The sequence below is a fragment of the Lysinibacillus sp. UBA5994 genome (genome assembly GCF_002429725.1).
GTDB lineage: Bacteria > Bacillota > Bacilli > Bacillales_A > Planococcaceae > Lysinibacillus > Lysinibacillus capsici.
In genome coordinates this window covers 72,884-96,904 of the sequence record NZ_DJAU01000002.1, presented here as the reverse complement: position 1 = coordinate 96,904, position 24,021 = coordinate 72,884, and the positions used below count along the sequence as shown (strand labels likewise).

The window sequence follows — 24,021 nt, the reverse complement described above, 5'->3', positions numbered from 1 at the left end:
ATTGCAATTAATTCGCATTAGAACTGATGATGAGCTTATGTGGTACAAGGAAATTTGGGATGCCATTTTAGAAGAAGAGAACAATGATAATCCATTTATAGAATTTGCTTGGTTTTATAATTGGTGGCAAATTGTAGGACGGAAAGTGCGTGTAGAGCTTTACGCCATTGAACATGAGGGGACAATTAGGGCCTTTTTTCCTTTTACAGTGTCTATTCGTTGGGGGGTAAGGGTGTATGCTTTTGCGGGAGAAAACATCGCCAATTATACAGGGGTTGTGGCTAAAAAGGAATGGTTACAGCAAGTTACAACCTTTGTTTTTGATGAGCTCATTAAAAAGCATCGGCATATTCTTTTTTCCTTGCATGGGTTATTAGAAAGCAAGGTGTCTACTAAGATCTTAGAGCAATACTTTGTAGAAAGACAATTACGTACAAGCCTGTTCCGAGTTGTGACACCCTATCTTGCTTTTTCGGAAATTGATTTTCAGCGCCATTTCAATCAACGTCGAAAAATGCATGGCGTTGATCGACGAGAACGAAAACTAAGAAATTTAGGCTCCTTAGAAAGACGTGAGGCTTCACAGGATGAGCTTTGGCAAATGTTTCGGTTATTTGATCGACGTTGGGCAAAAAAACTAGATACAAGTGGCTTTACAAAAGGCAAGAAAAGAGATTTTTTTGAGCGTTTAACGATGCTTAAAGGTGAGGCGTTACAGGTAGAGGTCGATGCACTTGTCTTTGAAAACCAGTGGATTGCTTTTACCTATGGATTATACTGTCGTGGCCGCTATGTAACATATGCTCTTGCACATGAGCCAACTTTTAATTTATTTGGTGCTGGTCGGATAGTCACTCAGGAAGCCATCCAGCGAACGTTTACTGCTAACTATCGCTTATATGATATGAGCATAGGCTATGAGTCTTATAAATTTGATTGGCGTTCAGACATTGATTTTACAAGACAGATGCTTGCTAGCAGCGGTACGAAACGTACAAATCTACTGGCAGGTTTTTTATCGTTAAAGCAAAGGCTCAAAGAATTTATGAAAGGGAACCAACGAGTCGTAGATTGGAAGCGTAACACACTGGGCCATTTACGATATTTAGTAAAGTATGGAAAGGTAAAAGATTGGCTAGAATATGGACAACAATTCGTAGAAAAATTTATTCGTTTGAAACAAGTGGAGCTGTATGAATTATCCCCATCAGATGACGTATCACCACAGCAACCTGTCGGAAACTTATTTGAAGAAATGTCGATTCAGGAAGCGATGCAACTTGATCAGGAAGAAGTCATGGCCCTCCTTTATAAGGGCTATACGATTTATAAAGACTCCTTTGCGGAAACGAATAAGCTGGCGTTTGCATTACATGCCACAAACTGGCGAGTGGATTCAATGCAAATTGTAGAAGCCTTACCGAAGCAAACCTATTTTGTAGCCTATGATGTTTTCAAACAAATCGACATTATTACAGCTTTTTTACGGAAAATAAAACCAGCACAAACATTGTGGGTATCGGTAAGTTTTTGGCAATGGCGCAAGCGCAAGCGCTTAGTACAACTAGGCTATAAACCTATTTCTCGAATGAAACATTATAAACTTGCTCGTTTTGAGCGACACCGTGTAGAAAAATATACAGAGAGTGGGGGCGATGTACATTCTGTCCATTAAAAGTAAGCGATGGAATATCGCAATGCAGCATTTTTATTTTCTCGAAAAGCCAGCCAATTTTCGAAAGTCTATGAAAGTTGTAGGCTATACGCATTCATTAGTACCAAGTCGGAAGCTTGTAAAAAGCGAAACGATTCACATTTATTTGCAAGAGCATGAGCTTTCATTGTATTTAGCACTGTCTGAAGGTAATCGTAAAATCTTACGACGTGCCCAAAAAGAATCCTATCAAGTCATTTTGTATAAAGAGCCATCCATAGAAAATTTGAAAGCCTTTCAGCAATTTTACAATCAATTTGCCAAAAGAAAAAAAATTGAAGCAATCGGCAAGTCGCAAATGGAAACCATTCTGCTCCTCAATGAACAGGGTGCCTTATTATTATCGGAGATCCAGAGTTTTTGTGGACAGACATTATGTTATCGATTAGATATTGTGCATGAGAAAAAAGCGATGTCTTATTTCGAGGCAACATGTCATGCAACCGCATTGCCTGCACAATTAAAACGTCCTTTCCGTTATGCAAATCGGTTTTTAATTTGGCATAACCTGCTACACCTAAAGGAGCAAGGTTTTGTCTTATATGATATGGGAGAATTAACGGACAATCGAAATGTACGAGCCTTTAAATTAAGCTTTGGTGGCCAGGTTGTTCATGTTTACTCAGGCTACATTATCCAATCAAAAATACGTGCACTTTTACTAGGTGTGCAAAAATGGAGGAAGTAGCAACATGAATGGTGGGGGTCTCGTTATTTCATTAGATTTTGAGCTGAATTGGGGTGTCCATGACGTATTTCGTTATGGCCAATACAATAAAAACCTATATGGTGTCCGTAAAGCCTTGCCCAGGATACTAGCGTTATTTGAGCAATATGACATCCATGCAACTTGGGCTACAGTTGGATTATTGTTTGCTGAATCAAAGGCAGAAATGGCTCATTATTTGCGAGGTATCCCTGTGAAATATGAAAATATGCGCTTTGCAGCACATACACAGCTTGCAAAAGTTGGCGAAAATGAACAAGAAGATCTACTGCATTTTGGTAAATCTTTAATAGAGGAAATTAAACGTACACCACATCAGGAAATAGGAAGTCATACCTTTTCTCATTTTTATTGCTTGGAGAAGGGCCAAACAGAAGCTGCCTTTTGTGCAGATTTACATGCAACCAAAACAATTAGTGACGGTTATACTGCGCCTATGAAATCGATTGTCTTTCCTCGTAATCAAGTAAACAAAGACTATTTTACAGCATGTATAGAAGCGGGGTATGTTTGCTATAGAGGCACCGAAAATCATGAGCTATATGACGCACAAAAGTTTACGAAAAAGGGAAGACTTTTAGGTGCTAAGAAGTGGTTAGATAGCTATTGGAATATAACTGGTCATCATATAGCCACCCTGGAAGAAATGCAAGAGGAGCAACTGATTAATATTCGATCAAGTGCTTTTTTAAGGCCATACTGTAGTCCATTGCGTATATTCGAAAATTTAAAAGTAAAGCGAATAAAGGAAGGCATGCTCAAGGCTGCACAGGCACAAGCCTTTTATCATTTATGGTGGCATCCTCATAATTTTGGCAAGCATATTGATAAGAATTTGGCGATGCTAGAAGAACTATTAAGTTATCATCAAGAACTGCGTAATCAATATAATTTTCAAAGCTATTCCATGTATGAGGTAGCGGAACTTTGCGATAGCCTTTCGAAACAGCAGAAGTAATAATGGAAGAGCTCTCTGTACGAAGAGTTGGTAAAAAGAGGTTTGCTCTCTGAAGAGTAATTAAAGTGCTTGTAAACGAGAGAAAGTCATTTATTAAGAGTGTCAAAGCGCTCAAGGTAGGTGAACAACACTCAAAAAGTTGAGAACAGCCACAATCTCCTAACAAAAGAAACATGTAATTTCTAAGCAAACTGATTTCACGTTTGCTTTTTTTGTTTATCAAAAGAATATTTTCAATATAAGAGAAAAAAAGAAAAACTTTGACGAAAATCATTGTACGAATGGTACTATTACTATAAAGAAAATATGTTAGGACATTTACAGGGGAGCACCAATTGATTTAGGTCAATTGAACTTGAATGGAAAAGAGAAGAAGGTGGTAGATGAATATGTTTATACAATCAGAATGCCAATGGAAACAGGAGAATGGATCAGCTATGCATCAGTGGATAAAGCAGCAAACAAATCCGAATCCGAATGAGGTGGATATTGTCGTATATGGAGCGCTTTTATCATATACCAATGGTGCGTCGTCAAAAGCGCAATACCCAACAGCCTTTCGTAAGGCTTGGCCAGGTTTTCAATCATATAATTTAGATGAGCAGGTGAATTTACGTGCCCTTTCAGTTGTGGACATTGGGGATGTGGCGATTCTAGAAAATGATCGAATGCTTTCGGAATCTGCCATCGAGGCTGCTGCAGAAAATTTAAGTATAGCCTTTCAAAGAAGTTTTACTTGTTTGATTGGGGGAGATCATACTATTACAGCGCACTCCATAAAAGGTATAAAAAATGCCTTCCCACAGGATCGCATTGGCATCATTCATATTGACACGCATTTAGATGCAAGAAACCAAGAGGAAATTGGTTTAGCACAAGATTCTCCAATTCATCAGTTAATTGCAGCAGGGGTTGTTGAGGGGAGACATGTCTATAATGTCGGTTTGCATGGCTTTTTCAATTCACCCGAAATGATTCATTATGCTAAAGAACAAGGCATTCATATGATTACGTTAAAGCAAATGCGGCGTGATGGTATTCAACTCACAATACGTGAAATGCTGCGTCAGCTTATGTATGAAGTAGATCGCATTTATGTGTCTGTGGATTTAGATGCACTTGATATTGTATTTGCCTGTGATGTTCCTGCAGCTTCACCTGGTGGTTTAACGGCTTATGAGTTATTCGATATCCTCAAGCTTATTGGCGAAAATGAGGGTGTTCGTCATATTGATTTTGTTTATGCTGATCCTAAAGAAGGTATACTACGTCCAGAAACTGTTAAAATCGGTGTAACTGCATTTTTACAATGGTTGACAGGCATTCAACTAGATCATCGCAATCGTATCTCGAAAAAAGGAAAGGTTATGTTGTAAAGCAAGTGTATTTCCGAGTATTAACAATGCTGATTTTTAAAAGTTTGCTATAATGTTTAAATAGAAAACAATAAATAAATACAAACTTTGTATTGTAATAGAGAGGAAATTTATGATGACAACAAAACCAAGATTATTGATTGTCGACGGTATGGCACTGTTATTCCGTTCTTTTTTCGCTTCGGCTGCCATGGGGCATTTTATTCGCTTGGCAGATGGAACACCTACGAATGGGGCCCAAGGATTTGTGCGACATGTTCTAACAGCACAAACTATTATGAAGCCAACACATATGGCTGTTTGCTGGGATATGGGCGCACATACATTCCGCAATGATTTATTTGATGGCTATAAAGCGAATCGCCCAGCACCTCCAGAGGAAATGCTACCACAATTTGATATGGCGAAAAATTTATCGCAGCAAATGGGTTGGCAAAATTTCGGGGTGAAGGGCATGGAGGCAGATGATTTAATTGGCTCCATGATAACGAAATGGCAGGACGAGGCAGACATTACGGTCATTAGTGGTGATAAGGATTTACTTCAGCTTTTAAGGCCATCTACAGAAATTGCGTTTATGAAAAAGGGCTATACAGAATACGATATTTATACGCATGCTCGCTTTAAAGAAGAATATTGTATTGAACCTTCACAGTTTGCACAGGTGAAAGCCTTTATGGGTGATTCAAGTGATGGCTATCCAGGTGTGAAAGGGATTGGCCCAAAACAAGCGTTAACGCTTATTCAAACATATGGCTCAATAGACAAAATACTGGCATCACTCGGTGAATTGAAGCCAGGTCAAAGAACAAAAATTCAAGATAATTTAGATATGTTGCAGCTATCACATGAGCTTGCAACGATTCAAACCAATGTACCAATTGACGCTGATTTTACAAGCCTTGTGTTACCAACTTACGAACCACATATTTTTAAAGCAATAGAAGAGCGTGGCTACACACTAATTGCCAAGCACGCCCGTTCTTTGTATTCGCTTATTTAATCAATCATCGCAGAGTATAGTCATATGCTCTGCTTTTTTTATTGTAAGGAAAAGAATAGAGAGCAAAAAGAAGGCTAATCGATATTTGCTCTAGTAAGGAACCATTTTCACGAAGGATAATACCTTTTCGTTGTCTTTATAGAGAGCCTGACGAATTTGGCTATCACGTTGCGGACCACCATTATCATGGAATATTAGCCATAGCTCATCATTTTTTATCTCATAGCCTATAAGCGGTACCCAATGATAAGCAAAGGTTGATTTTTTATCACGCCACTGAAGGCTAAAATAGCGATCAAAACGCATAGCAACTGGTCGACCTGCGTCAATTTCCTGTAGAGCTTCCTTTAATGAACATGTTCGAATATCCCAAGTTGGAAGCAATTGACGAAGATTGTGAATCAGTCTCCATTTGAATAAGCCAATTTTTGTACCACCAAGCAGTTTATATAGCTCATTAATTGAAGGAGCTGACTCATTTAAAAATTTTAAGATGACATGAATCGTAGTAGGTCCACAGGCAGAATTGCGATAGCTTGGTGCAATGGAAATCTCATATTGTGAAGCCCCTCGTAGTGCCAATTGTTGACGCATAATAAACTCCTTTCAAAAAGAGCTGCATTTCAAGAAGAAATGCAGCTCTCTCGCCATTATTGTTGAGCAGATAAAAATTCTGTTACTTGCTGAGGTGTTTTTGCATTTGCACTATGTAAGTGTGCAAGTTTTTCACCATTTTGGAAAATCAATAGACTTGGAATTCCCATAACATCGTACTTATCAGCGATTTCTGGAAGCTCGTCTCGGTTTAGCTCATACCAATCATATTGGTTGTACTCTTCAATGATTGGATCGATGAACATATTCATACGTGTGCAATCAGGGCACCAGCCAGCATAAAATTTCACTAAAACTTTTTGGTCGCCAGCGATTAATTCGTTAAATTGTTCTGCAGTAGTAATAGTTTTCATTAAGTATTCACTCTCCTTGCTTTCCATTCTACACATTTTTCTCGCAATCTGAAAGTTTTCTGTTTGGCCGTTTCAATCGCTACTTCTTGTCCTTTTTTAGCTCGTTAAAAACAAAAAAAGATGTATACTGCAAAAATAATTCTTGAAAAAAGATTGCTAAATTAGACAAAATAATCTACACTAAAAACAGAAAAGTAGTTTTATCTTCATTCATTGAGAAGTGTCATTTTGAAGCGAAGATAAACCTTAGTCGTGCTTGGTTGAGTGGAGGGAATCTCATTCAACAAAAGGACAAAAAATTCACTAAGGAACACTTGATATTTTTTTGGCCAAAAAATGAATGGCTATTCATTCAATGGGAGAATAAGGGGGAATTGCTTGTGACTTACAACATTAAAAAAGCAGCTGTTCTAGGTTCTGGGGTGATGGGCTCTGGAATTGCAGCACATTTAGCAAATATCGGTATACCAACATTACTATTGGATATAGCACCGAAGGAACTGACGCAAGAGGAAGAAGCAAAAGGCCTTTCTTTAGAGCATCCAGCTGTTAGAAATCGTATTGTAAACGGAGCTTTGCAAAAGTTATTAAAGCAAAAGCCAGCACCACTTACTTCTAAGAAAAATTTATCACTACTATCAGTTGGCAACTTTGAAGACGATCTAGGGAAACTAAAAGATGTAGATTGGATTATTGAGGTTGTTGTAGAAAATTTACCAATTAAACAAAGTCTTTATGAAAAAATTGATGCGGTTCGTTCACCAGGAACAATCATTAGTTCAAATACATCTGGTATTAGCATTAATGCGATGGCAGAGGGACGTTCAGATGATTTTCAAAAGCATTTTCTTGGCACACATTTTTTCAACCCACCTCGCTATTTAAAATTATTAGAAGTGATTCCTGCCAATACAACTGCACCTGAAGTAGTTAGCTTCATGAAAACGTTTGGGGAAGATGTGCTTGGTAAAGGAGTTGTACTTGCAAAAGATACACCAAACTTTATTGCCAACCGCATCGGAACATATGGTTTACTTATCACTTTACAGGAAATGTTAAAAGGTGGTTACTCTGTTGGTGAGGTAGACTCTGTAACAGGTCCGCTTATCGGCCGTCCAAAGTCTGCAACTTTCCGTACGCTAGATGTAGTTGGTTTAGATACATTCATTCATGTAGCGAAAAATGTTTACGATCAAACAACAGGTGAAGAGCAGCAAGTATTTGCAGTACCTGAATTTTTACAAAAAATGGTCACAAACGGTTGGCTAGGAGCAAAATCAGGTCAAGGTTTCTTCTTAAAACAAGGAAAAGAGATACATGAGATTGATCCAGCAACCTTAACGTATAGTCCAGCCAAAAAATTAAAAACACCTTCTATTGAAATGGCAAAACAAACTCGTGGATTGGCTAATAAAGTGAAGGCGTTAACCTATGCAAAGGATCGTACAGGCGAGCTATTATGGGGGATTTTTGCACCAACGCTCCTTTATTCTGCACAGCTACATGGGGAGATTGCAGATGATATCGTAGCCATTGATAACGCGATGAAATGGGGATTCGGCTGGCAACAAGGGCCATTTGAGATTTGGGATGCTATAGGCGTAAAAGGTTCTGTGGCGAAAATGGAGGCTGAGGGCCGAGAGGTACCTGCTTTTGTCAAAGAGATGTTAGCAAATGGCGTGGAGACATTCTATACAGAATTAGACGGAGATTTAGCTTACTATAATGGTTCACAATATGTGAAAGTGCCAGTCAATGAAAAAGAGATTAATTTAAAACGTTATAAGAAAAAGTATGGTGTGATTAAATCAAACACAGGTGCTAGTTTAATAGATTTAGGGGATGGAATTGCATTACTGGAGTTCCATTCGCAATCCAATGCAATCGGCTTGGATATTATTCAAATGATTAACTTTGCGGTAGATGAAGTAGAGGCTAACTATAAGGGCTTAGTCATCGGTAATCAGGGGAAAAACTTCTGTGTTGGGGCAAATCTAGGAATGATTTTGGTAGAAGCACAGGATGATAATATATTTGAGCTAGATTTCGTCATTAAAGCATTCCAAGATGCTATGCAGAAAATTAAATATTCACGTAAGCCTGTTGTAGCAGCACCGTTTGCCATGACATTAGGCGGGGGAGCAGAGGTTTGCTTACCAGCTGCACATATTCAAGCAACAATGGAAACATATATGGGCTTAGTGGAAGTAGGGGTTGGATTAATCCCAGGTGGTGGCGGAAATAAAGCACTCTATCAGAAATTCCTAAAGGGCTTACCAAACGGCGTAGAGGTAGACTATCAACATATTGCTAATAAAGTATTTGAAACAATTGCGATGGCGAAGGTTTCAACATCTGGTGAGGAAGCACGTGAAAATAATTTCCTAAACTTTGCGGATGGTATTTCAGTTAATCCAGATCATCAATTGTATGATGCGAAGCAGGCGGCATTAGCACTTTACGAAGCGGGCTATCAACCACCTGTACCAACAAAAGTGCCAGTGGTCGGTGCATCAGGCTATGGTACATTACTCATCGGTGCGCAAGGAATGTTTGAGTCAGGCTTTATTAGCGAACATGATTTAAAAATTGCTAAAAAATTAGCTTATGTTATTGCAGGTGGAAAGGTTCCGTACGGCACATTAGTCGATGAGCAATATTTATTGAACTTAGAGCGTGAGGCATTCCTTAGTCTTGTTGCTGATCCACTATCACAGCAGAGAATGCAACACATGCTGTTAAAAGGTAAACCACTTCGTAACTAATTGACGAAATAGATCAATCTTGCACATGAAACAAAGGGGGATTAATACGATGCGTGAAGCCGTTATTGTAGCAGGAGCACGAACTCCAATTGGAAAAGCAAAAAAAGGTTCTTTAGCAACAGTAAGACCAGATGATTTTGGTGCTGTTGTAGTCAAGGAAACATTGAAAAGAGCAGGCTATGAAGGGCCAATTGATGATTTAATTTTAGGCTGTGCAATGCCAGAAGCAGAGCAAGGAATGAATGTAGCACGTAGTATTGGGGCACTTGCTGGATTACCAGATACAACGCCTGCTCTGACAATCAATAGATTTTGCTCATCAGGTTTACAGGCAATTGCTTATGCAGCAGAGCGAATTATGCTAGGACACTCAAAGGCTATTCTTGCTGGTGGTGTAGAATCCATGAGTATGGTGCCGATGGTAGGGAATACACCACGTTTAAATCCGACTTTAGCAGAAACGGCTCCACAGTATTATATGGGCATGGGGCATACAGCTGAGGAAGTAGCTCGTCAATATAATGTTAGTCGTGAAGACCAAGATGCTTTTGCTGTTCGCTCGCATGAGCTTGCTGAAAAGGCAATTAAAGAAGGTAAATTCAATGATGAAATTGTACCAATTGAAGTGGAACAGCATTACGTAGACGATAACAATAAACCACAAGTGAAAAAATTCACATTCAGTATGGATGAAGGTGTACGTCCAGGTACATCAGTTGAAGGTTTAGCCAAACTACGTCCAGCTTTCCACGTAAAAGGCAGTGTAACGGCGGGCAATGCCTCTCAAACTTCTGATGGTGCAGCAGCTGTACTAGTAATGGATCGTGAAGAGGCTGACAAGCAAGGACTGACACCAATGGCAAAATTCCTAGGCTTTGCAGTTGGCGGTGTACCTCCTGAAGTAATGGGTATCGGGCCTATCGTGGCAGTACCAAAAGCGTTGGAAATTGCAGGTTTATCCATCGAAGATATTGATTTATGGGAAATCAATGAAGCATTTGCTTCACAGTCATTACAGGTGGTACGTCATTTAGGCATCGACCAAGAGAAAGTCAATGTCAATGGTGGAGCGATTGCATTAGGTCATCCACTAGGCGCAACGGGAGCTATTTTAACATTAAAGCTAATTCATGAATTGAAGCGTCAAGGGAAGAAATATGGTGTAGTGACAATGTGTATTGGTGGCGGCATGGGTGCTGCTGGCGTATTTGAAATTCTATAATTTTTGCTAGATCAGCTTGAGGTGTACTGTTTACGGTTGCCTCCGAACATTGTATACGTCAAGCTTTTCTATACATGATCATTAGGGGAATCAACTAACAAAAAGATATATTGGGAGGAATTAATCATGACTGAAAAAACAACTGATTTCATTAAAGGCGGCGGATTTCTTATTGAAGATGTGGAATTAGATCGTGTATTTACACCGGAAGATTTCACTGACGAGCATAAAATGATTGCTAAAACAACAGAGGAATACGTTACAAATGAAGTTTTACCAGTAGTGGAAAATTTAGAGCACCATGAATTTGAGCATTCAGTGCGTCTCCTAAAAAGTGCAGGCGAATTAGGCTTACTTGGAGCAGATGTGCCTGAAGAATACGAAGGGCTAGGATTAGACAAAGTTTCTTCAGCTTTAATCGCTGAAAAAATGTCTGTTGCAGGTGGTTTCTCTATCACACATGGTGCTCACGTTGGTATTGGGTCATTACCAATTGTTCTATTCGGTAATGAAGATCAAAAGAGAAAATATTTACCTAAGCTTGCTTCAGGTGAATTAATCGCTGCCTATGCATTAACAGAGCCAGGTTCAGGTTCAGATGCTCTAGGTGCAAAAACGACTGCAAAATTAAACGAAGCTGGCACACATTATATTTTAAATGGTGAAAAACAGTGGATTACGAATGCAGGCTTTGCTGATGTATTTGTGGTCTACGCAAAAATTGATGGCGATAAATTCTCCGCCTTTATCGTAGAACGTGCCTACAATGGTGTTTCAGTTGGTCCTGAAGAAAAGAAAATGGGGATTAAATCATCATCAACTCGTACATTAGTATTGGAAGATGCGGAAGTACCTGTAGAAAATCTATTAGGCGAAATTGGTCGTGGGCATATCATTGCGTTCAATATTTTAAACATTGGTCGATATAAACTAGGCGTGGGCACAATTGGCGGATCGAAACGTGCATTGGAGTTAGCTATTCAGTATACAAACCAACGTCAGCAGTTTAAGACAAAGCTTTCTGATTTCAATCTGACAAAAGAAAAATTATCAACGATGGCTTCTCAATTGTATGCTTCAGAATCATTAAACTATCGTACTGTGGGCCTATTTGAGGATCGCTTAAGCCAATTAAGCCTAGAAGAGCAAAAGCAAGGTAAAGTAATTGCAGGAGCGATTGCTGAATATGCCATTGAATGCTCTATTGCTAAAGTATTCGGTTCAGAAACTTTAGACTATATTGCTGACGAAGCTGTCCAACTTCATGGCGGTTATGGCTTTATGGCTGAATATGAGGTAGAGCGTATTTACCGTGATTCTCGTATTAATCGAATTTTTGAAGGTACAAACGAAATTAACCGCATGATTGTACCTGGCACATTTATGAAAAAGGCGCTAAAGGGTGAGCTACCATTATTACAAGTTGCCCAAAATTTACAGCAAGAGCTGCTTATGCTAATGCCAGAGGATATCGGTACAGAGCCGTTAGCACAAGAAAAATATTTAGTGAAAAATGCCAAGAAGATTGCTGTATTAGCTGCAGGATTAGCAGCACAACGCTTTGGTGCAAAGCTTGATCAAGAGCAAGAAGTATTGGTAAACATTGCGAATATAGCTAACCAATTATTTGCAATGGAATCAGCTGTCTTACGTACAGAAAAAGCAATTGCTCGTGACGGTGCTGAAAAAGCACATCAAAAATTGCTATACACACAAATTTTCAGCCAAGAAGCATTCGCAGAAATCGAAAAAGAAGCAAAAGACACAATTCTTGCTTCAGCGGATGGCGATGCAGCCCGTATGACATTATCTGCACTGCGTAAGCTAACGCGTAATAATCCATACAATTTAATTGCGAAGAAGCGTGAGGCTTCCGTTAAATTAATTGATGCTGAAAAATATATTGTATAATAGTGCAAATTTAACCTAGCTATCTGCAAAAGATAGCTAGGTTTTTTTATATGAGATGGATAATCGTAAAAGGAGCGGATAAATTTGCACAACTGGTGGATAAACTTACAAAAAAAAGTGAAGTTCACCATTGAAAACAACTATGATGGTATACTACAGAAAAAGACAGAAGAGGAGCATTGTAATGACGATTCAATTTTTCCATTATCCGAAATGTACAACATGTAAAAAGGCACAGAAGTGGTTAAATGAGCATGAGGTTTCCTATGAAGAGGTACATATCGCAGAGCAACCTCCCACTAAAGAAGAACTAACAGCTATTTGGCAAGCTAGTGGACAGCCTTTGAAGAAATTTTTTAATACCTCAGGCATGAAATATCGTGAGCTTGGCTTAAAGGACAAGTTAGCGGAAATGACGGAGGATGAGCAGCTTGAGCTACTTGCTTCAGATGGCATGTTAATTAAACGTCCCATCGTGACAGATGGAAAAAAAGTTACTTTAGGTTTTAAAGAAGTAGATTTTGAGCAAGCTTGGAAATAACCGTATTAAACCTTGTATTTATAGGAGAAGTATGGCACACTGAAAGTGAATATATTACATATTTATGGAGGGGTTTTTTGCATGAGCACACCTAAAGACTTACGATACTCTGAAGAACATGAATGGGTAAAAGTAGAAGATGGAAAAGTACGTATTGGTATTACTCACTTCGCACAATCTGAATTAGGAGATATCGTATTCGTTGAGCTTCCACAAGTTGGCGACGAAATCAAAACAGATGATCCATTCGGTAGCGTAGAATCAGTAAAAACTGTTTCTGAATTATATGCACCAATCTCAGGTACTGTAGTTGAAGTAAATGCAGATTTAGAAGATAGCCCAGAATTCGTTAATGAATCACCATATGAAAAAGCATGGATGATCGTTGTTGAGCCTGCTGACGCATCAGAAGTTGAGAAACTAATGACAGCAGAGCAATACGAAGAAATGATCGCTGAATAAGACAAGCCATAATCGAAAAACGTCGGAAACTACCGGCGTTTTTTGTTATATAATGACTTATAAGTGGGGATCTCTAAATGGAGGTGGCGTAATGTTCGAGGGAAAATGCTTGATAGTAGAAGGGCGCTCAGATAAGCTACAAATTGAGCCTATTTTGAATGAGAATGTTACAATACTATGTACGAATGGTACAATTGGTGTGCATCAATTAGAAGAACTACTGGATCCCTATGAGGGCTGTGAGCTATTTACTTTTTTTGATGCAGATACTTCTGGTGATAAGCTACGTGCATTAATGGACAGACATTATCCAGAGGCTGAGCATCTGCGCACAATGCCAACATACAAGGAAGTAGAAACGACACCAAGAAAAGTGCTAGCAATGATCTTACTGCGTGCACATTTTTCAATCCATAATGAATATATTTTGTAAGGTTGCGTGAGTAAATGGAAGAATGGTCAATAGAGCAGTGGGAAGCGGCTAAACAGTCGGGAGAGAAAACTGCATTTTATTTATATACACCGATGTGTGGAACGTGTGCAGTGGCATCTAAAATGATGTCCATTATTGAGCAATTACTGCCACAGCTACAAATTGGTAAAGCAAATATCAACTTTTTGGAACACATAGCTTATGAGCATCAAATTGAAAGTGTTCCATGTCTACTCATCAGTGATGGCGGAAAAGTGACAGAAAAGATTTATGCTTTTCAATCCGTACCATTTTTATATGAATTGTTAAAAAAATCAATTGACTGAACTTTACTAGCGTGGTAAAGTATCAAATATGTTACTAAAACATTAAATATATCGAACTCTTATGAAGAGTGGCGGAGGGAAGTGCCCTATGAAGCCCGGCAACCATCACAATGTGAAAAGGTGCCAAATCACCCAAAGATTTTTCTTTGAAAGATGAGAGAACGGTTTAACGTATCATACGTGACCCCTTCTACTTGTCTGTGAGTGAAGGGGTTTTCTATATGAGAAAAGGAGTATTCGCTATGATCCAGCTTCAAAATATTACAAAGAAATACAAAACAGCAAATGGCGAATTAACGGCAGTCAAAGACGTCAACCTTACTATTAATAAAGGTGAAATTTTTGGCATTATCGGCTATAGTGGTGCTGGTAAAAGTACCATGATTCGTTTATTAAACGGTTTAGAGAAACCGACAGCAGGAACAGTAACGGTGAACAATCAAGAATTTTCATCGATAAAAGGGCAAAAACTTAGAGCAGCTAGACAAAAGGTAAGTATGATTTTCCAGCATTTTAATTTACTTTGGTCAAGAACAGTTGCCGAAAATATTGCATTCCCTTTAGAAATCGCAGGCTTCCCAAAGGCTCAACGTGAAGCGCGTGTGAAGGAATTAATTGCCCTTGTAGGCTTAGAAGGGCGCGATAAGGCATATCCATCCCAGCTGTCTGGGGGACAAAAGCAGCGTGTAGGAATTGCACGTGCATTAGCGAATAATCCAGAGGTTTTACTATGTGATGAGGCGACATCCGCACTCGACCCTGAAACAACGGATGCCATTCTTGATTTACTCGTAGATATAAATGAACGCTTAGGCTTAACAATCGTCCTGATTACCCACGAAATGCATGTCATCCGCAAAATTTGTCATCGTGTAGCGGTGATGGAGGCAGGCGAAATTGTGGAACGTGGTGAGGTATTACAAGTCTTCCAAGCCCCACAGGCGGCTATTACTAAGAAGTTTGTATCTCAAATTACAGACACTAAGGAAACACAGGATACGGTAGCACAAATTAAAACAAACTATCCAACTGGACAACTTGTCAAATTGATTTTTGTTGGTGAAAAAACAGAACAGCCTGTCATCTCACATCTTGTGAAACAATTTGATGTAGAAGTAAGTATTGTTCACGGAAATATTTCGCAAACAAAAAATGGTGCATATGGTACATTGATTGTGCAAATTGATGGCTCTCAGACAAACGTCACTGAAGCCCTTCGTTATTTAAATATAGTGGAAGTACAGACGGAGGTGATTGAAAATGCTAACTAATCTCTTTCCGAATGTAGACTGGGAAAATATGTGGCAAGCTACCTATGAAACTTTATACATGACAGCTATATCAACGGTTGTGACATTTATTCTTGGGTTAGTCATTGGTATTGTTCTATTTCTAACTAGCCCCAATCAGTTATGGGCAAATAAAATCGTTAACTTTTTAACAGGATCACTCGTTAATATTTTCCGTTCCATTCCATTTATCGTATTAATTATTTTATTAATTCCATTTACGAAATTTTTACTAGGTACAATTCGCGGTGCCAATGCGGCGTTACCTGCTTTAATTATCGGTGCAGCACCGTTTTATGCTCGTATGGTATTAATTGCGTTACGTGAAATTGATAAAGGTGTGATTGAAGCAGCCCGTTCAATGGGAGCAAAAACTTCTACAATTATTTGGAAAGTATTGGTTCCAGAATCATTACCAGCTTTAATTTCTGGTATCACTGTAACGGCTGTTGCTCTTGTAGGTTATACAGCGATGGCAGGAATTATTGGTGCAGGTGGTCTTGGTAACTTAGCTTTCTTAGACGGCTTCCAGCGAAATCGCCAAGATGTGACATTAATGGCAACTATTTTGATCTTAGTAGTCGTATTTATTATTCAATGGATTGGTGATTTAATTACCGAGAAAATTGATAAACGCTAGCAAGAAAAAGTGGTTATTCCGGTTTTTACCGCTAACATATTTTAAACAAATAAAAGGGAGTGTCATAAATGAAAAAGTTATTAGCAGGATTATTTTTATCAATACTTGTACTAGCATTAGCAGCTTGCGGTACAGATAAAAAAGAAGATGAAAAATCAGCATCTGGCGATCAAACAGATAGCAAAGAAAACGTAACATTAAAAGTAGGTGCTTCTAATACACCACACGCAGTTATTTTAGAAAAAGCAAAACCGATCTTAGCTAAAGAAGGCATAGACCTTGAAATTGAAACATATACAGATTATGTTCTACCAAACCAAGATTTAGACTCAAAAACACTTGATGCAAACTATTTCCAACACATTCCTTACTTAGAGCTACAAATTAAAGACAATGGCTATGATTTCGTTAATGCAGGTGGCGTTCATATTGAACCAATCGGTATTTACTCTAAAAAATATAAAACGTTAGAAGACCTGCCTGAAGGCGCAACAATTTTACTTTCTAACTCAGTATCTGACCATGGTCGTATGCTGTCATTGTTAGAGGCTAAAGGCTTAATCAAATTAAAAGAAGGCATTGATAAAACAGCAGCAGAATTAAAGGATATTGAAGAAAATCCTAAAAACTTTAAATTCGATGCAAATACTGCCCCAGAAATGCTTGTACAAATGTACGAAAACGATGAAGGCGATGCAGTACTTATCAATTCTAACTTTGCCATCGATAACGGTTTAAACCCAATTGAAGATGCTATTTCTCTTGAAGATAAAGAATCTCCATATGTTAACATCATCGCTGTACGTGCAGGTGATGAATCAAAACCTGAAATTAAAAAATTATTAGAAGTATTAACATCTAAAGAAATCCAAGACTTCATTTTAGAAGAGTGGAAAGGTGCAGTAGTACCGGTAAAATAAGAATTAAAAATTTTATAAAAGGGTACATAAGTTCAACGACTTATGTACTCTTTTTTTATTTGTAGTTAAATTGATGAGAAACTATGTATTTTTTATGACGTCTATTTATGTTTAGATATTGTTTAGTCATATTTATTACTATAGTAATGTTGTTAATCTATGAAATAAATGATAGAAAGTAATAATAAGAAAAAACTAGATGGAGTGATTCTAATGAATGATATAAAATTCACCCATGACATCATGCAAGAACATGAAGTAGAGCGCTACTTTAAAATATGGCGAGAAAGTGTTATTAGATCACGCCTTACTATAACAGCAGTCTTTTTAAAAACAGCTAATGCTACACAACTGAATGAAAATGTGAATGATCAAGTTACCTCGTTTTTACAATCAAAAATACGCAAGACAGACTTGCTTTTTCAATTATCCGACGGGGATCATTGGGGCATCTTCTTTTTACAAAGTAGTGATGTAGAAGCTAGGGCGTTTTTAAAACGAATATTTGCCATCTTAAAAGCAGAACGGAAGTTCCAACAGATTGCATTAAAGGCCTCTATAACAGAAATAAGAAATAATAACGTTATTTTTGAAGAGCTGTTAAATAAAAATAAACAGATGTTATCAGGGGATGAGCAATTAACATGGAGTATAGCAGAGGTAAAGGATTACTGTGAGCAACCAACTGAATTAGTGAAAGTTAGTATTATTGAGCAAAACGCCATTTTTAGACAAGTATTAGAGTCAACGCTTAAGCAAATAAATATCCCTTATTTTTCTTTAGATGTAAAGGTTTATGAGGATGGCTATAGCTTTTTGCAATCGGATGATTATAAATCAGGGCATATGCATCTAATTCTTATGAATGATATTTTACCTCTGAAAAATGGCTTAGAAATATTGCATATCTTACGACATATGCCAAATGAAAAGAAATTTATTATTTATATGATGTCAGAACGCAATTCTGAAGGGGCAGCGCTTAATGCTTATGAGGGCGGTGTTGATGAATATATTGTCAAACCATTTAATTTACGTTTGCTAGAAGCCAAAATTAAAAGAACGTTTGCGAGGTTTTGGCAATGATCAAGCTGACTGTTTCGACAATTTTGGTGATAATTTCCTTTTTATTAGTTGTGCTCTTTATCTTTTTTATGTATTTACTTGTTCAGCGACAGCGTGAAAGCTATTTTGAAAAAGTTCGTGACCGTTATTTACAAAATTATTCTCAATTTTGGTATGATTACTTATTCAATAACGCATTATTTAGTATCGTATTGGTACCTAGAGGAAGCGCCCAAGTAGAAGCTATTGAAAAAATTTTTTCATCCTATTTAAAGAATATAAGGAATGAACAGGTGGAACTAAAAATTAAACAATTCTCCAATCAATATTTAAAAGCATTCTACGAAAAAGATTTATCCAGTAAACGATGGAGTATTCGAATGAATGCCCTCTATCGAATTGCAGACTTACAAATAGATGAATTGTTAACGAAGTGCCAAGAATTCGAAAAAAATAACATTACAGATGAAGAACATTTCCAGTTATTGAAAATATACTCGCTTTTCCAACCAGATTTATTTATGGAGAAAATAAAAAATTCCAATGTAAATTACGCTGAAAGTGAATATAGAAGACTATTTATATTATTAGATGATAATGTATTTATTCGATTTTTCCATGATTTTAATAGTTTGTCGGCCAAAATGCAATTTGCTGTTATTGATACTGCTGCTGTAAAAAGAAATATGGAGTATTTAGATGAATTAAAAAAATTATTACACCATGATACACCGGAAATTAACATCAGAGCATTAAAAGGGCTATATGAAATAGGAATTATTGATGAGATGGATTCCTTTGTCCCTTTTGTGACTTCTGAAATGTGGGAAGCCAGGTTAATGGTTGCCAAAATTTTTAAGCATGTACCGCTTACTTACACTTATAGTTATTTAGAGCAGCTTCTTCAAGATGAGAATTGGTGGGTACGTTCCCAAGCGGCAAAAACGATTGTAGAAGATCGACATGGTATTGCCAAATTACAGCAATTCATTGAATCCTCAAATGATCAATATGCAATTGAAATGGCCCAAGAAATTGCAGCGAGAAAAGAGGGGAAGTAAATGAAAATAATTGATTATTGCATGATGTTTTTTGGGGGCATTATTTTATTTTATATGCTGTTCGTTATTGTTTCATATTGTACAATGTTCATCATTGCTATGCTGGATTTAAGAAAACGCTATCGTCTCGATCTATCAGAGTATGATGATGCACATATCGATGCCTTTTATTCAAAACCGGTATCGTTACTTGTTCCTGCTTACAATGAAGAAGTAGGAGTTGTAGATACAGTATATTCATTATTGAATTTACGTTATCCTCAAACTGAAATTATCATTATTAACGATGGATCTACAGATCAAACCCTTCAAACGGTCATCGAACATTTTCAAATGAAGCCAATCAATAAAATTGTTCGAACTAACATCCCTACAAAAGACATTAAACAAATATATGAATCTGAAATCTATAAAAATTGTATTTTAGTAGATAAAGAAAATGGTGGTAAGGCTGATGCGCTAAATGTGGGTATTAATGTATCTCAATATCCGTATTTTTGCTCCATTGATGGGGACTCCATTTTAGATGAAAAATCCTTGCTGCGGGTAATGAAGCCTATCATTTTATCTGATGGTGAGGTCATTGCAGCAGGTGGTAATATACGTATTGCAAATGGCGCGAAGATGCAGTTTGGCTCTATTTATGAGACTCAATTACCTAGTAATTACCTAGTAATCATGCAAGTAATCGAATATTTGCGGGCATTTTTAATGGGGCGAATAGCGTTAAGTAAATTCAATTTAGTCCTTATTATTTCAGGAGCATTTAGTGTTTTCTCTAAAAAATGGGCTGTTGAAGCAGGTGGATATTCAACCAATATTATTGGGGAAGATATGGAACTGGTGGTGAATATCCATCGACTTATAAAAGAAAAAAAAGAAAATAAGCGTATTGAATTTGTACCTGACCCAGTTTGCTGGACGGAAGCACCTCAAACATTAGGAGTACTACGCAATCAACGAAGAAGGTGGCATCAAGGGTTATTTGAAAGTCTATGGAAGCATAAAAAAATGACCTTGAATCCTAGATATGGAATGATTGGATTTCTTTCGTTCCCGTATTTTTGGCTAGTGGAATGTCTAGGGCCTCTTGTCGAGTTAGGAGGATATATTTATATTGTCATAGCCTTTTTCTTAGGGAAAATTTATTATGAGGTTGCACTCATGCTGCTACTACTATTCGTTATTTATGGTGTTATTTTTTCAATAGCGGCAATATTGTTTGAATCGTGGAGTATGAATACGTATCCGAAAAAAAGAGAGTTGTTACGCATGATTCTTTTAGCGTTTACAGAAATTTTTTGGTATCGCCCACTAACATTATTCTGGCGCTGTGAGGGATTACTTCGTTTTGTCTTAAGAAAAAGTGACTGGGGTAATATGAAACGTGTCGGCATTGCTGAAAAGGAGAAAAGTGTATGAAACGAATCTATATAGGGGTTATGGTCGTACTAGTCCTCATGATAATCCCTATTACATGGTGGTACTTAGAAGATGAAAAACAGCTTAATGTGGCCATTATAGATAAAACCGTTCCGAATGAGTCTTACCGAGAGCACTTAGGGGTGAATTGGTTTTTAAACCATTATAAATATAGATTAAATAATGAACCTTATGACGTAGAACGCGATTATTATGGTACGGTCCCAAATGATGAAACTAAAAGTGTTGTAGAAAAGAATTTGCCAAATGATTATAGTGACTATGATGTCATTTATTTGGCAGATACGTACGGAGTTTATAAAGATGATTTACAACAAACAAAACGTTTAGGTGAACGTTCAGAAAAAATTGTTGGGGGACTTGAACAAAAAGAATGGCAGGCAATCGTCGAACGCTTAGCCAGCAAAAAAAAGAGTATGTTAATAGCTGAGTATAACACGTTTGCTTCACCAACATCAGGGGAAGTTCGTAAAGAATTACAGGATTATTTAGGAATCACATGGTCTGGCTGGATCGGGCGTTATTTCGATGAGCTTGATTATCATAAAAATTTAGAAATACCACAATGGGTGATCGATGAACATGGCGATAATTGGTCATATAAAGGTGGAGGCTTTTTACTATTTAACGAAATAACTGAGGAGCTTCTTGTTCTAGAAATGAACAAGCATGTTAAATCTGAAGGTATTCAAGTGCAGTTTACTGAAAATGGGAAAAAATTCTTTCATTCATCTGCAAGGGCGCAATACGATTATTGGTTTGATATTATTACACCTAAATATGCTGAAGATGCTCTTGCAAATTATAAATGGGATTTAACAAAAAAAGGAACAGAGCTGTTAAAGGATAATGGCATTCCAGAACAATTTGCAGCAATTGTAGGCCAAGATAAAAGCTACACATCTAGTTATTATTTTGCGGGAGATTTTAATGATATCGCACGGGTACCGAATATTTATAAAATAAAAGGGTTACCTACAATCTATAAATATGCTGAGAAGTATGCGGACAGTTCGTTTTATTGGTCCATTTACATCCCAGTAATGCATAAAATATTTGATTCATTTGAGCACAAAGAGGTTCAGGATACTGTAAATCATGAGAAATTAAACTATAATGCAAGGATTCAGGGACAATCTTTTGAGGTGCTAAGAGATAGCAAATGGGAACCAATCGTATTTAAGGGTGTCAATATCGGAATGGGGAAACCTGGCGCCTTTCCTGGAGAAGCAGCAATTACTGAAGAGGAATATTATCGATGGTTTAAACAAATAGCAGACATGAATGCTAATACGATACGAGTCTATACATTACATCCACCAGGCTTTTATAGAGCACTTGCTAAATATAATGAAGAACATCCAAAAAAACCATTATATGTTTTACATGGAGTTTGGATTAATGAAGAGGGCTTAGCAGGTTCATTGGACGCCTATGATAAAGATACGTTAGAAGATTTCCAATTAGAAATGAAACAAATGGTAGATGTCATTCATGGAAATATCTATGTGGAGCCTCGCCCAGGACATGCATCTGGCTTGTATGATGTAGACGTATCGAAATATGTTATAGGATGGGTACTAGGAATTGAATGGTATCCACACATGGTTGTGGGAACGAATGAAAAACATGCAAATATTGGTCAATACAACGGTACTTTTTTTGAAACAAAGGGTGCCTCTCCGTTTGAGCATTGGCTAGCAGAACAAATGGATGTGGTGTCAGTTTATGAAAAGGAAAAATATAACTGGCTACGTCCAATGAGTTTCACGAACTGGGTCACAACTGACATTCTTGAACATCCGTCAGAGCCATCAGAGGAGGAAGATTTAGTAGGGGTCAATCCAAATGTTATTTATACAAAAGGAGAGATGACCGCACCAGGACAATTTGCTTCCTATCATGTGTATCCTTATTACCCTGACTTCTTTAATTTCGATAAAGATTATTTAAATTATGTCGATTTCCGAGGGAACAAAAATAGCTATGCAGGTTATTTAAAAGAGCTCCATGAAGCTCATACTATGCCTGTTCTTATTGCGGAATTTGGTATCCCAGCATCACGTGGTAAAACACATGATAATGTATATGGTTGGAATCAGGGGCAAATGTCAGAGCAAGCACAGGGAGAAACACTTCAACATTTATTTGAGGATATTATGCATGAGGGGCTCATGGGAGGACTTGTTTTTACATGGCAAGATGAGTGGTTTAAACGAACGTGGAATACGATGGATTATGATGATCCGAATCGTCGACCATTTTGGTCCAATGCTCAAACAAATGAGCAACAGTTTGGATTATTAAGCTTCGATAGACTTAAGGTAAAAGTAGATGGAGAGACAACGGAATGGACGGGTAAACAGCTATATGATACTGCACCAAACAACCCAACAGATTTTGCAGTAGACTATGATGAGCGCTATTTGTACATTAAATTAAAAAGTGAGGAGTTAGCCAATACCTCCCCTCGCATTTTATTAGATGTTGTACCAGGTCAAGGAAATACGTCAGCTACATCTATAAAAAATATGACGTTTTCCAATGGTGTTGATTTTATAGTTGAGCTTAATAAAAACGGTCAATCTAGGGTTGTTATTGATGAATACTACGATTTCTATGATTATTTATATGGCCACCGTTTAAATTTAGTTGCTCCCCGAATGGCAAATGCCTTGAAAAATAGTGGAAAGTTCGCCCCTATTTACTATGTGTTAAATAAACAACTATTTTTACCTGAGCAAAATAGAACGACTGATTTTAGTATCTACGAAACAGGAAAATTACTTCAAGGAAATGCTAATCCAGAAGCAAAAGATTATGATTCTTTAGTTGATTATACTTGGACCGATGACAATGTTATCGAACTTCGCATCCCTTGGTTATTGATTCAAGCTAAAGATCCGAGTCAGCGTGAGTTTATAGGTAACCTGTATAAAGATGGCGATAAAGCGGCGGTTAAAGTAGACAATATTTATATTGGTGCTTTATTTGTAGATAAAGAGAACAACGTTGTTCAATCTATGCCAGCAGCTTCTAATGGTGTTTTACCACCACTCTCTACTTATACATGGGAAACATGGCAAGTACCAAAATATGAAGAGCGCTTAAAACAATCCTATTATATTTTACAAAAATTATTTAAAGCATATTAAAGGAGCTAAGGGTAGATTGTTCTGCCCTTAGTTCTTTTTTAT

Annotated in this window: 21 protein-coding genes and 1 riboswitch; of the genes, 19 read left to right on the top strand and 2 right to left on the bottom strand. The window is 37.5% G+C overall.

The features are described 5' to 3' along the window. Position 1 precedes the first annotated feature (1 nt). The 5 genes from B3D98_RS00775 to B3D98_RS00755 all read left to right on the top strand — a co-directional run bounded on the left by B3D98_RS00775 (position 2) and on the right by B3D98_RS00755 (position 5,778). Positions 2–1,675, top strand: a complete 1,674-nt coding sequence (locus tag B3D98_RS00775; protein ID WP_288579745.1) for a GNAT family N-acetyltransferase — start codon at positions 2–4, stop codon at positions 1,673–1,675. Continuing rightward, a complete protein-coding gene (locus B3D98_RS00770; protein WP_231595696.1) occupies positions 1,656–2,402 on the top strand; it encodes a hypothetical protein in 747 nt (248 codons plus the stop codon). The genes B3D98_RS00775 and B3D98_RS00770 overlap by 20 nt, the downstream gene beginning before the upstream one ends. 4 nt (positions 2,403–2,406) lie before the next feature. After that, positions 2,407–3,399, top strand: coding sequence for a polysaccharide deacetylase family protein (locus B3D98_RS00765; RefSeq protein WP_288579744.1), 993 nt, complete (start codon positions 2,407–2,409; stop codon positions 3,397–3,399). 389 nt (positions 3,400–3,788) lie between these two features. Further along, positions 3,789–4,775 carry an agmatinase family protein gene (locus tag B3D98_RS00760; protein ID WP_288579743.1) on the top strand — a complete coding sequence of 329 codons (987 nt, stop codon included), beginning with the start codon at positions 3,789–3,791 and terminating at the stop codon, positions 4,773–4,775. Positions 4,776–4,890: 115 nt separating this feature from the next. Continuing rightward, positions 4,891–5,778 (top strand): 5'-3' exonuclease, encoded by an 888-nt coding sequence (locus B3D98_RS00755; protein WP_004228212.1) that lies wholly within the window; start codon positions 4,891–4,893, stop codon positions 5,776–5,778. Between the two features lie 90 nt (positions 5,779–5,868). On the opposite strand, the gene B3D98_RS00750 is transcribed toward B3D98_RS00755, so the two are convergent. Beyond that, positions 5,869–6,372, bottom strand: a complete 504-nt coding sequence (locus B3D98_RS00750; RefSeq protein WP_054549466.1) for a C39 family peptidase — start codon at positions 6,370–6,372, stop codon at positions 5,869–5,871. A 56-nt stretch (positions 6,373–6,428) separates the two neighbouring features. Next, complete coding sequence (locus B3D98_RS00745) at positions 6,429–6,773, bottom strand: thioredoxin family protein (protein ID WP_081010969.1); 345 nt, start codon at positions 6,771–6,773, stop codon at positions 6,429–6,431. A gap of 353 nt (positions 6,774–7,126) precedes the next feature. Here B3D98_RS00745 and B3D98_RS00740 point away from each other — a divergent pair, with 353 nt between their 5' ends. The 14 genes from B3D98_RS00740 to B3D98_RS00675 all read left to right on the top strand — a co-directional run bounded on the left by B3D98_RS00740 (position 7,127) and on the right by B3D98_RS00675 (position 23,979). Beyond that, positions 7,127–9,511, top strand: a complete 2,385-nt coding sequence (locus B3D98_RS00740; protein WP_288579742.1) for a 3-hydroxyacyl-CoA dehydrogenase/enoyl-CoA hydratase family protein — start codon at positions 7,127–7,129, stop codon at positions 9,509–9,511. A 49-nt stretch (positions 9,512–9,560) separates the two neighbouring features. After that, entirely contained in the window at positions 9,561–10,733 is a 1,173-nt protein-coding gene (locus B3D98_RS00735; protein WP_054549464.1) for an acetyl-CoA C-acetyltransferase, read from the top strand. Between the two features lie 126 nt (positions 10,734–10,859). After that, a complete protein-coding gene (locus B3D98_RS00730; protein ID WP_054549463.1) occupies positions 10,860–12,644 on the top strand; it encodes an acyl-CoA dehydrogenase family protein in 1,785 nt (594 codons plus the stop codon). 184 nt (positions 12,645–12,828) lie between these two features. Further along, the gene (locus B3D98_RS00725; RefSeq protein WP_004228225.1) at positions 12,829–13,185 is read left to right on the top strand and encodes an arsenate reductase family protein; all 357 of its coding nucleotides are present in this window, start codon (positions 12,829–12,831) and stop codon (positions 13,183–13,185) included. A gap of 81 nt (positions 13,186–13,266) precedes the next feature. Further along, positions 13,267–13,647: a glycine cleavage system protein GcvH gene (gcvH, locus tag B3D98_RS00720; RefSeq protein WP_004228227.1), complete on the top strand. Its 381-nt coding sequence runs from the start codon at positions 13,267–13,269 to the stop codon at positions 13,645–13,647. Between the two features lie 91 nt (positions 13,648–13,738). Next, complete coding sequence (locus B3D98_RS00715) at positions 13,739–14,080, top strand: hypothetical protein (RefSeq protein ID WP_004228229.1); 342 nt, start codon at positions 13,739–13,741, stop codon at positions 14,078–14,080. A 14-nt stretch (positions 14,081–14,094) separates the two neighbouring features. Next, a complete protein-coding gene (locus B3D98_RS00710; RefSeq protein ID WP_054549461.1) occupies positions 14,095–14,406 on the top strand; it encodes a thioredoxin family protein in 312 nt (103 codons plus the stop codon). A 56-nt stretch (positions 14,407–14,462) separates the two neighbouring features. Further along, a riboswitch (SAM riboswitch) is annotated at positions 14,463–14,566 on the top strand. Between the two features lie 82 nt (positions 14,567–14,648). After that, the gene (locus B3D98_RS00705; protein ID WP_288579875.1) at positions 14,649–15,677 is read left to right on the top strand and encodes a methionine ABC transporter ATP-binding protein; all 1,029 of its coding nucleotides are present in this window, start codon (positions 14,649–14,651) and stop codon (positions 15,675–15,677) included. Beyond that, positions 15,667–16,335: a methionine ABC transporter permease gene (locus tag B3D98_RS00700; protein WP_004228234.1), complete on the top strand. Its 669-nt coding sequence runs from the start codon at positions 15,667–15,669 to the stop codon at positions 16,333–16,335. Before B3D98_RS00705 ends, B3D98_RS00700 begins: the two co-directional genes overlap by 11 nt. A 68-nt stretch (positions 16,336–16,403) precedes the next feature. Beyond that, on the top strand, positions 16,404–17,255 hold the full coding sequence (locus B3D98_RS00695) for a MetQ/NlpA family ABC transporter substrate-binding protein (protein ID WP_054549459.1): 852 nt from the start codon (positions 16,404–16,406) through the stop codon (positions 17,253–17,255). A 213-nt stretch (positions 17,256–17,468) separates the two neighbouring features. Then, positions 17,469–18,341, top strand: coding sequence for a response regulator (locus B3D98_RS00690; RefSeq protein ID WP_054549458.1), 873 nt, complete (start codon positions 17,469–17,471; stop codon positions 18,339–18,341). Then, a complete protein-coding gene (locus B3D98_RS00685; protein WP_054549457.1) occupies positions 18,338–19,381 on the top strand; it encodes a HEAT repeat domain-containing protein in 1,044 nt (347 codons plus the stop codon). Before B3D98_RS00690 ends, B3D98_RS00685 begins: the two co-directional genes overlap by 4 nt. Beyond that, positions 19,382–20,803, top strand: coding sequence for a glycosyltransferase family 2 protein (locus B3D98_RS00680; RefSeq protein ID WP_054549456.1), 1,422 nt, complete (start codon positions 19,382–19,384; stop codon positions 20,801–20,803). Continuing rightward, positions 20,800–23,979: a hypothetical protein gene (locus B3D98_RS00675; protein ID WP_288579741.1), complete on the top strand. Its 3,180-nt coding sequence runs from the start codon at positions 20,800–20,802 to the stop codon at positions 23,977–23,979. Before B3D98_RS00680 ends, B3D98_RS00675 begins: the two co-directional genes overlap by 4 nt. Positions 23,980–24,021 lie beyond the last annotated feature (42 nt).

Coding starts and splice junctions, on each gene's coding strand:
- B3D98_RS00680 (WP_054549456.1), top strand. CDS start 19,382: ATGAAAATAATTGATTATTGCATGATGTTTTTTGGGGGCATTATTTTA.
- B3D98_RS00735 (WP_054549464.1), top strand. CDS start 9,561: ATGCGTGAAGCCGTTATTGTAGCAGGAGCACGAACTCCAATTGGAAAA.
- B3D98_RS00730 (WP_054549463.1), top strand. CDS start 10,860: ATGACTGAAAAAACAACTGATTTCATTAAAGGCGGCGGATTTCTTATT.
- B3D98_RS00745 (WP_081010969.1), bottom strand. CDS start 6,773: ATGGAAAGCAAGGAGAGTGAATACTTAATGAAAACTATTACTACTGCA.
- B3D98_RS00725 (WP_004228225.1), top strand. CDS start 12,829: ATGACGATTCAATTTTTCCATTATCCGAAATGTACAACATGTAAAAAG.
- B3D98_RS00750 (WP_054549466.1), bottom strand. CDS start 6,372: ATGCGTCAACAATTGGCACTACGAGGGGCTTCACAATATGAGATTTCC.
- B3D98_RS00705 (WP_288579875.1), top strand. CDS start 14,649: ATGATCCAGCTTCAAAATATTACAAAGAAATACAAAACAGCAAATGGC.
- gcvH (WP_004228227.1), top strand. CDS start 13,267: ATGAGCACACCTAAAGACTTACGATACTCTGAAGAACATGAATGGGTA.
- B3D98_RS00685 (WP_054549457.1), top strand. CDS start 18,338: ATGATCAAGCTGACTGTTTCGACAATTTTGGTGATAATTTCCTTTTTA.
- B3D98_RS00765 (WP_288579744.1), top strand. CDS start 2,407: ATGAATGGTGGGGGTCTCGTTATTTCATTAGATTTTGAGCTGAATTGG.
- B3D98_RS00690 (WP_054549458.1), top strand. CDS start 17,469: ATGAATGATATAAAATTCACCCATGACATCATGCAAGAACATGAAGTA.
- B3D98_RS00700 (WP_004228234.1), top strand. CDS start 15,667: ATGCTAACTAATCTCTTTCCGAATGTAGACTGGGAAAATATGTGGCAA.
- B3D98_RS00760 (WP_288579743.1), top strand. CDS start 3,789: ATGTTTATACAATCAGAATGCCAATGGAAACAGGAGAATGGATCAGCT.
- B3D98_RS00675 (WP_288579741.1), top strand. CDS start 20,800: ATGAAACGAATCTATATAGGGGTTATGGTCGTACTAGTCCTCATGATA.
- B3D98_RS00715 (WP_004228229.1), top strand. CDS start 13,739: ATGTTCGAGGGAAAATGCTTGATAGTAGAAGGGCGCTCAGATAAGCTA.
- B3D98_RS00710 (WP_054549461.1), top strand. CDS start 14,095: ATGGAAGAATGGTCAATAGAGCAGTGGGAAGCGGCTAAACAGTCGGGA.
- B3D98_RS00755 (WP_004228212.1), top strand. CDS start 4,891: ATGACAACAAAACCAAGATTATTGATTGTCGACGGTATGGCACTGTTA.
- B3D98_RS00770 (WP_231595696.1), top strand. CDS start 1,656: ATGTACATTCTGTCCATTAAAAGTAAGCGATGGAATATCGCAATGCAG.
- B3D98_RS00695 (WP_054549459.1), top strand. CDS start 16,404: ATGAAAAAGTTATTAGCAGGATTATTTTTATCAATACTTGTACTAGCA.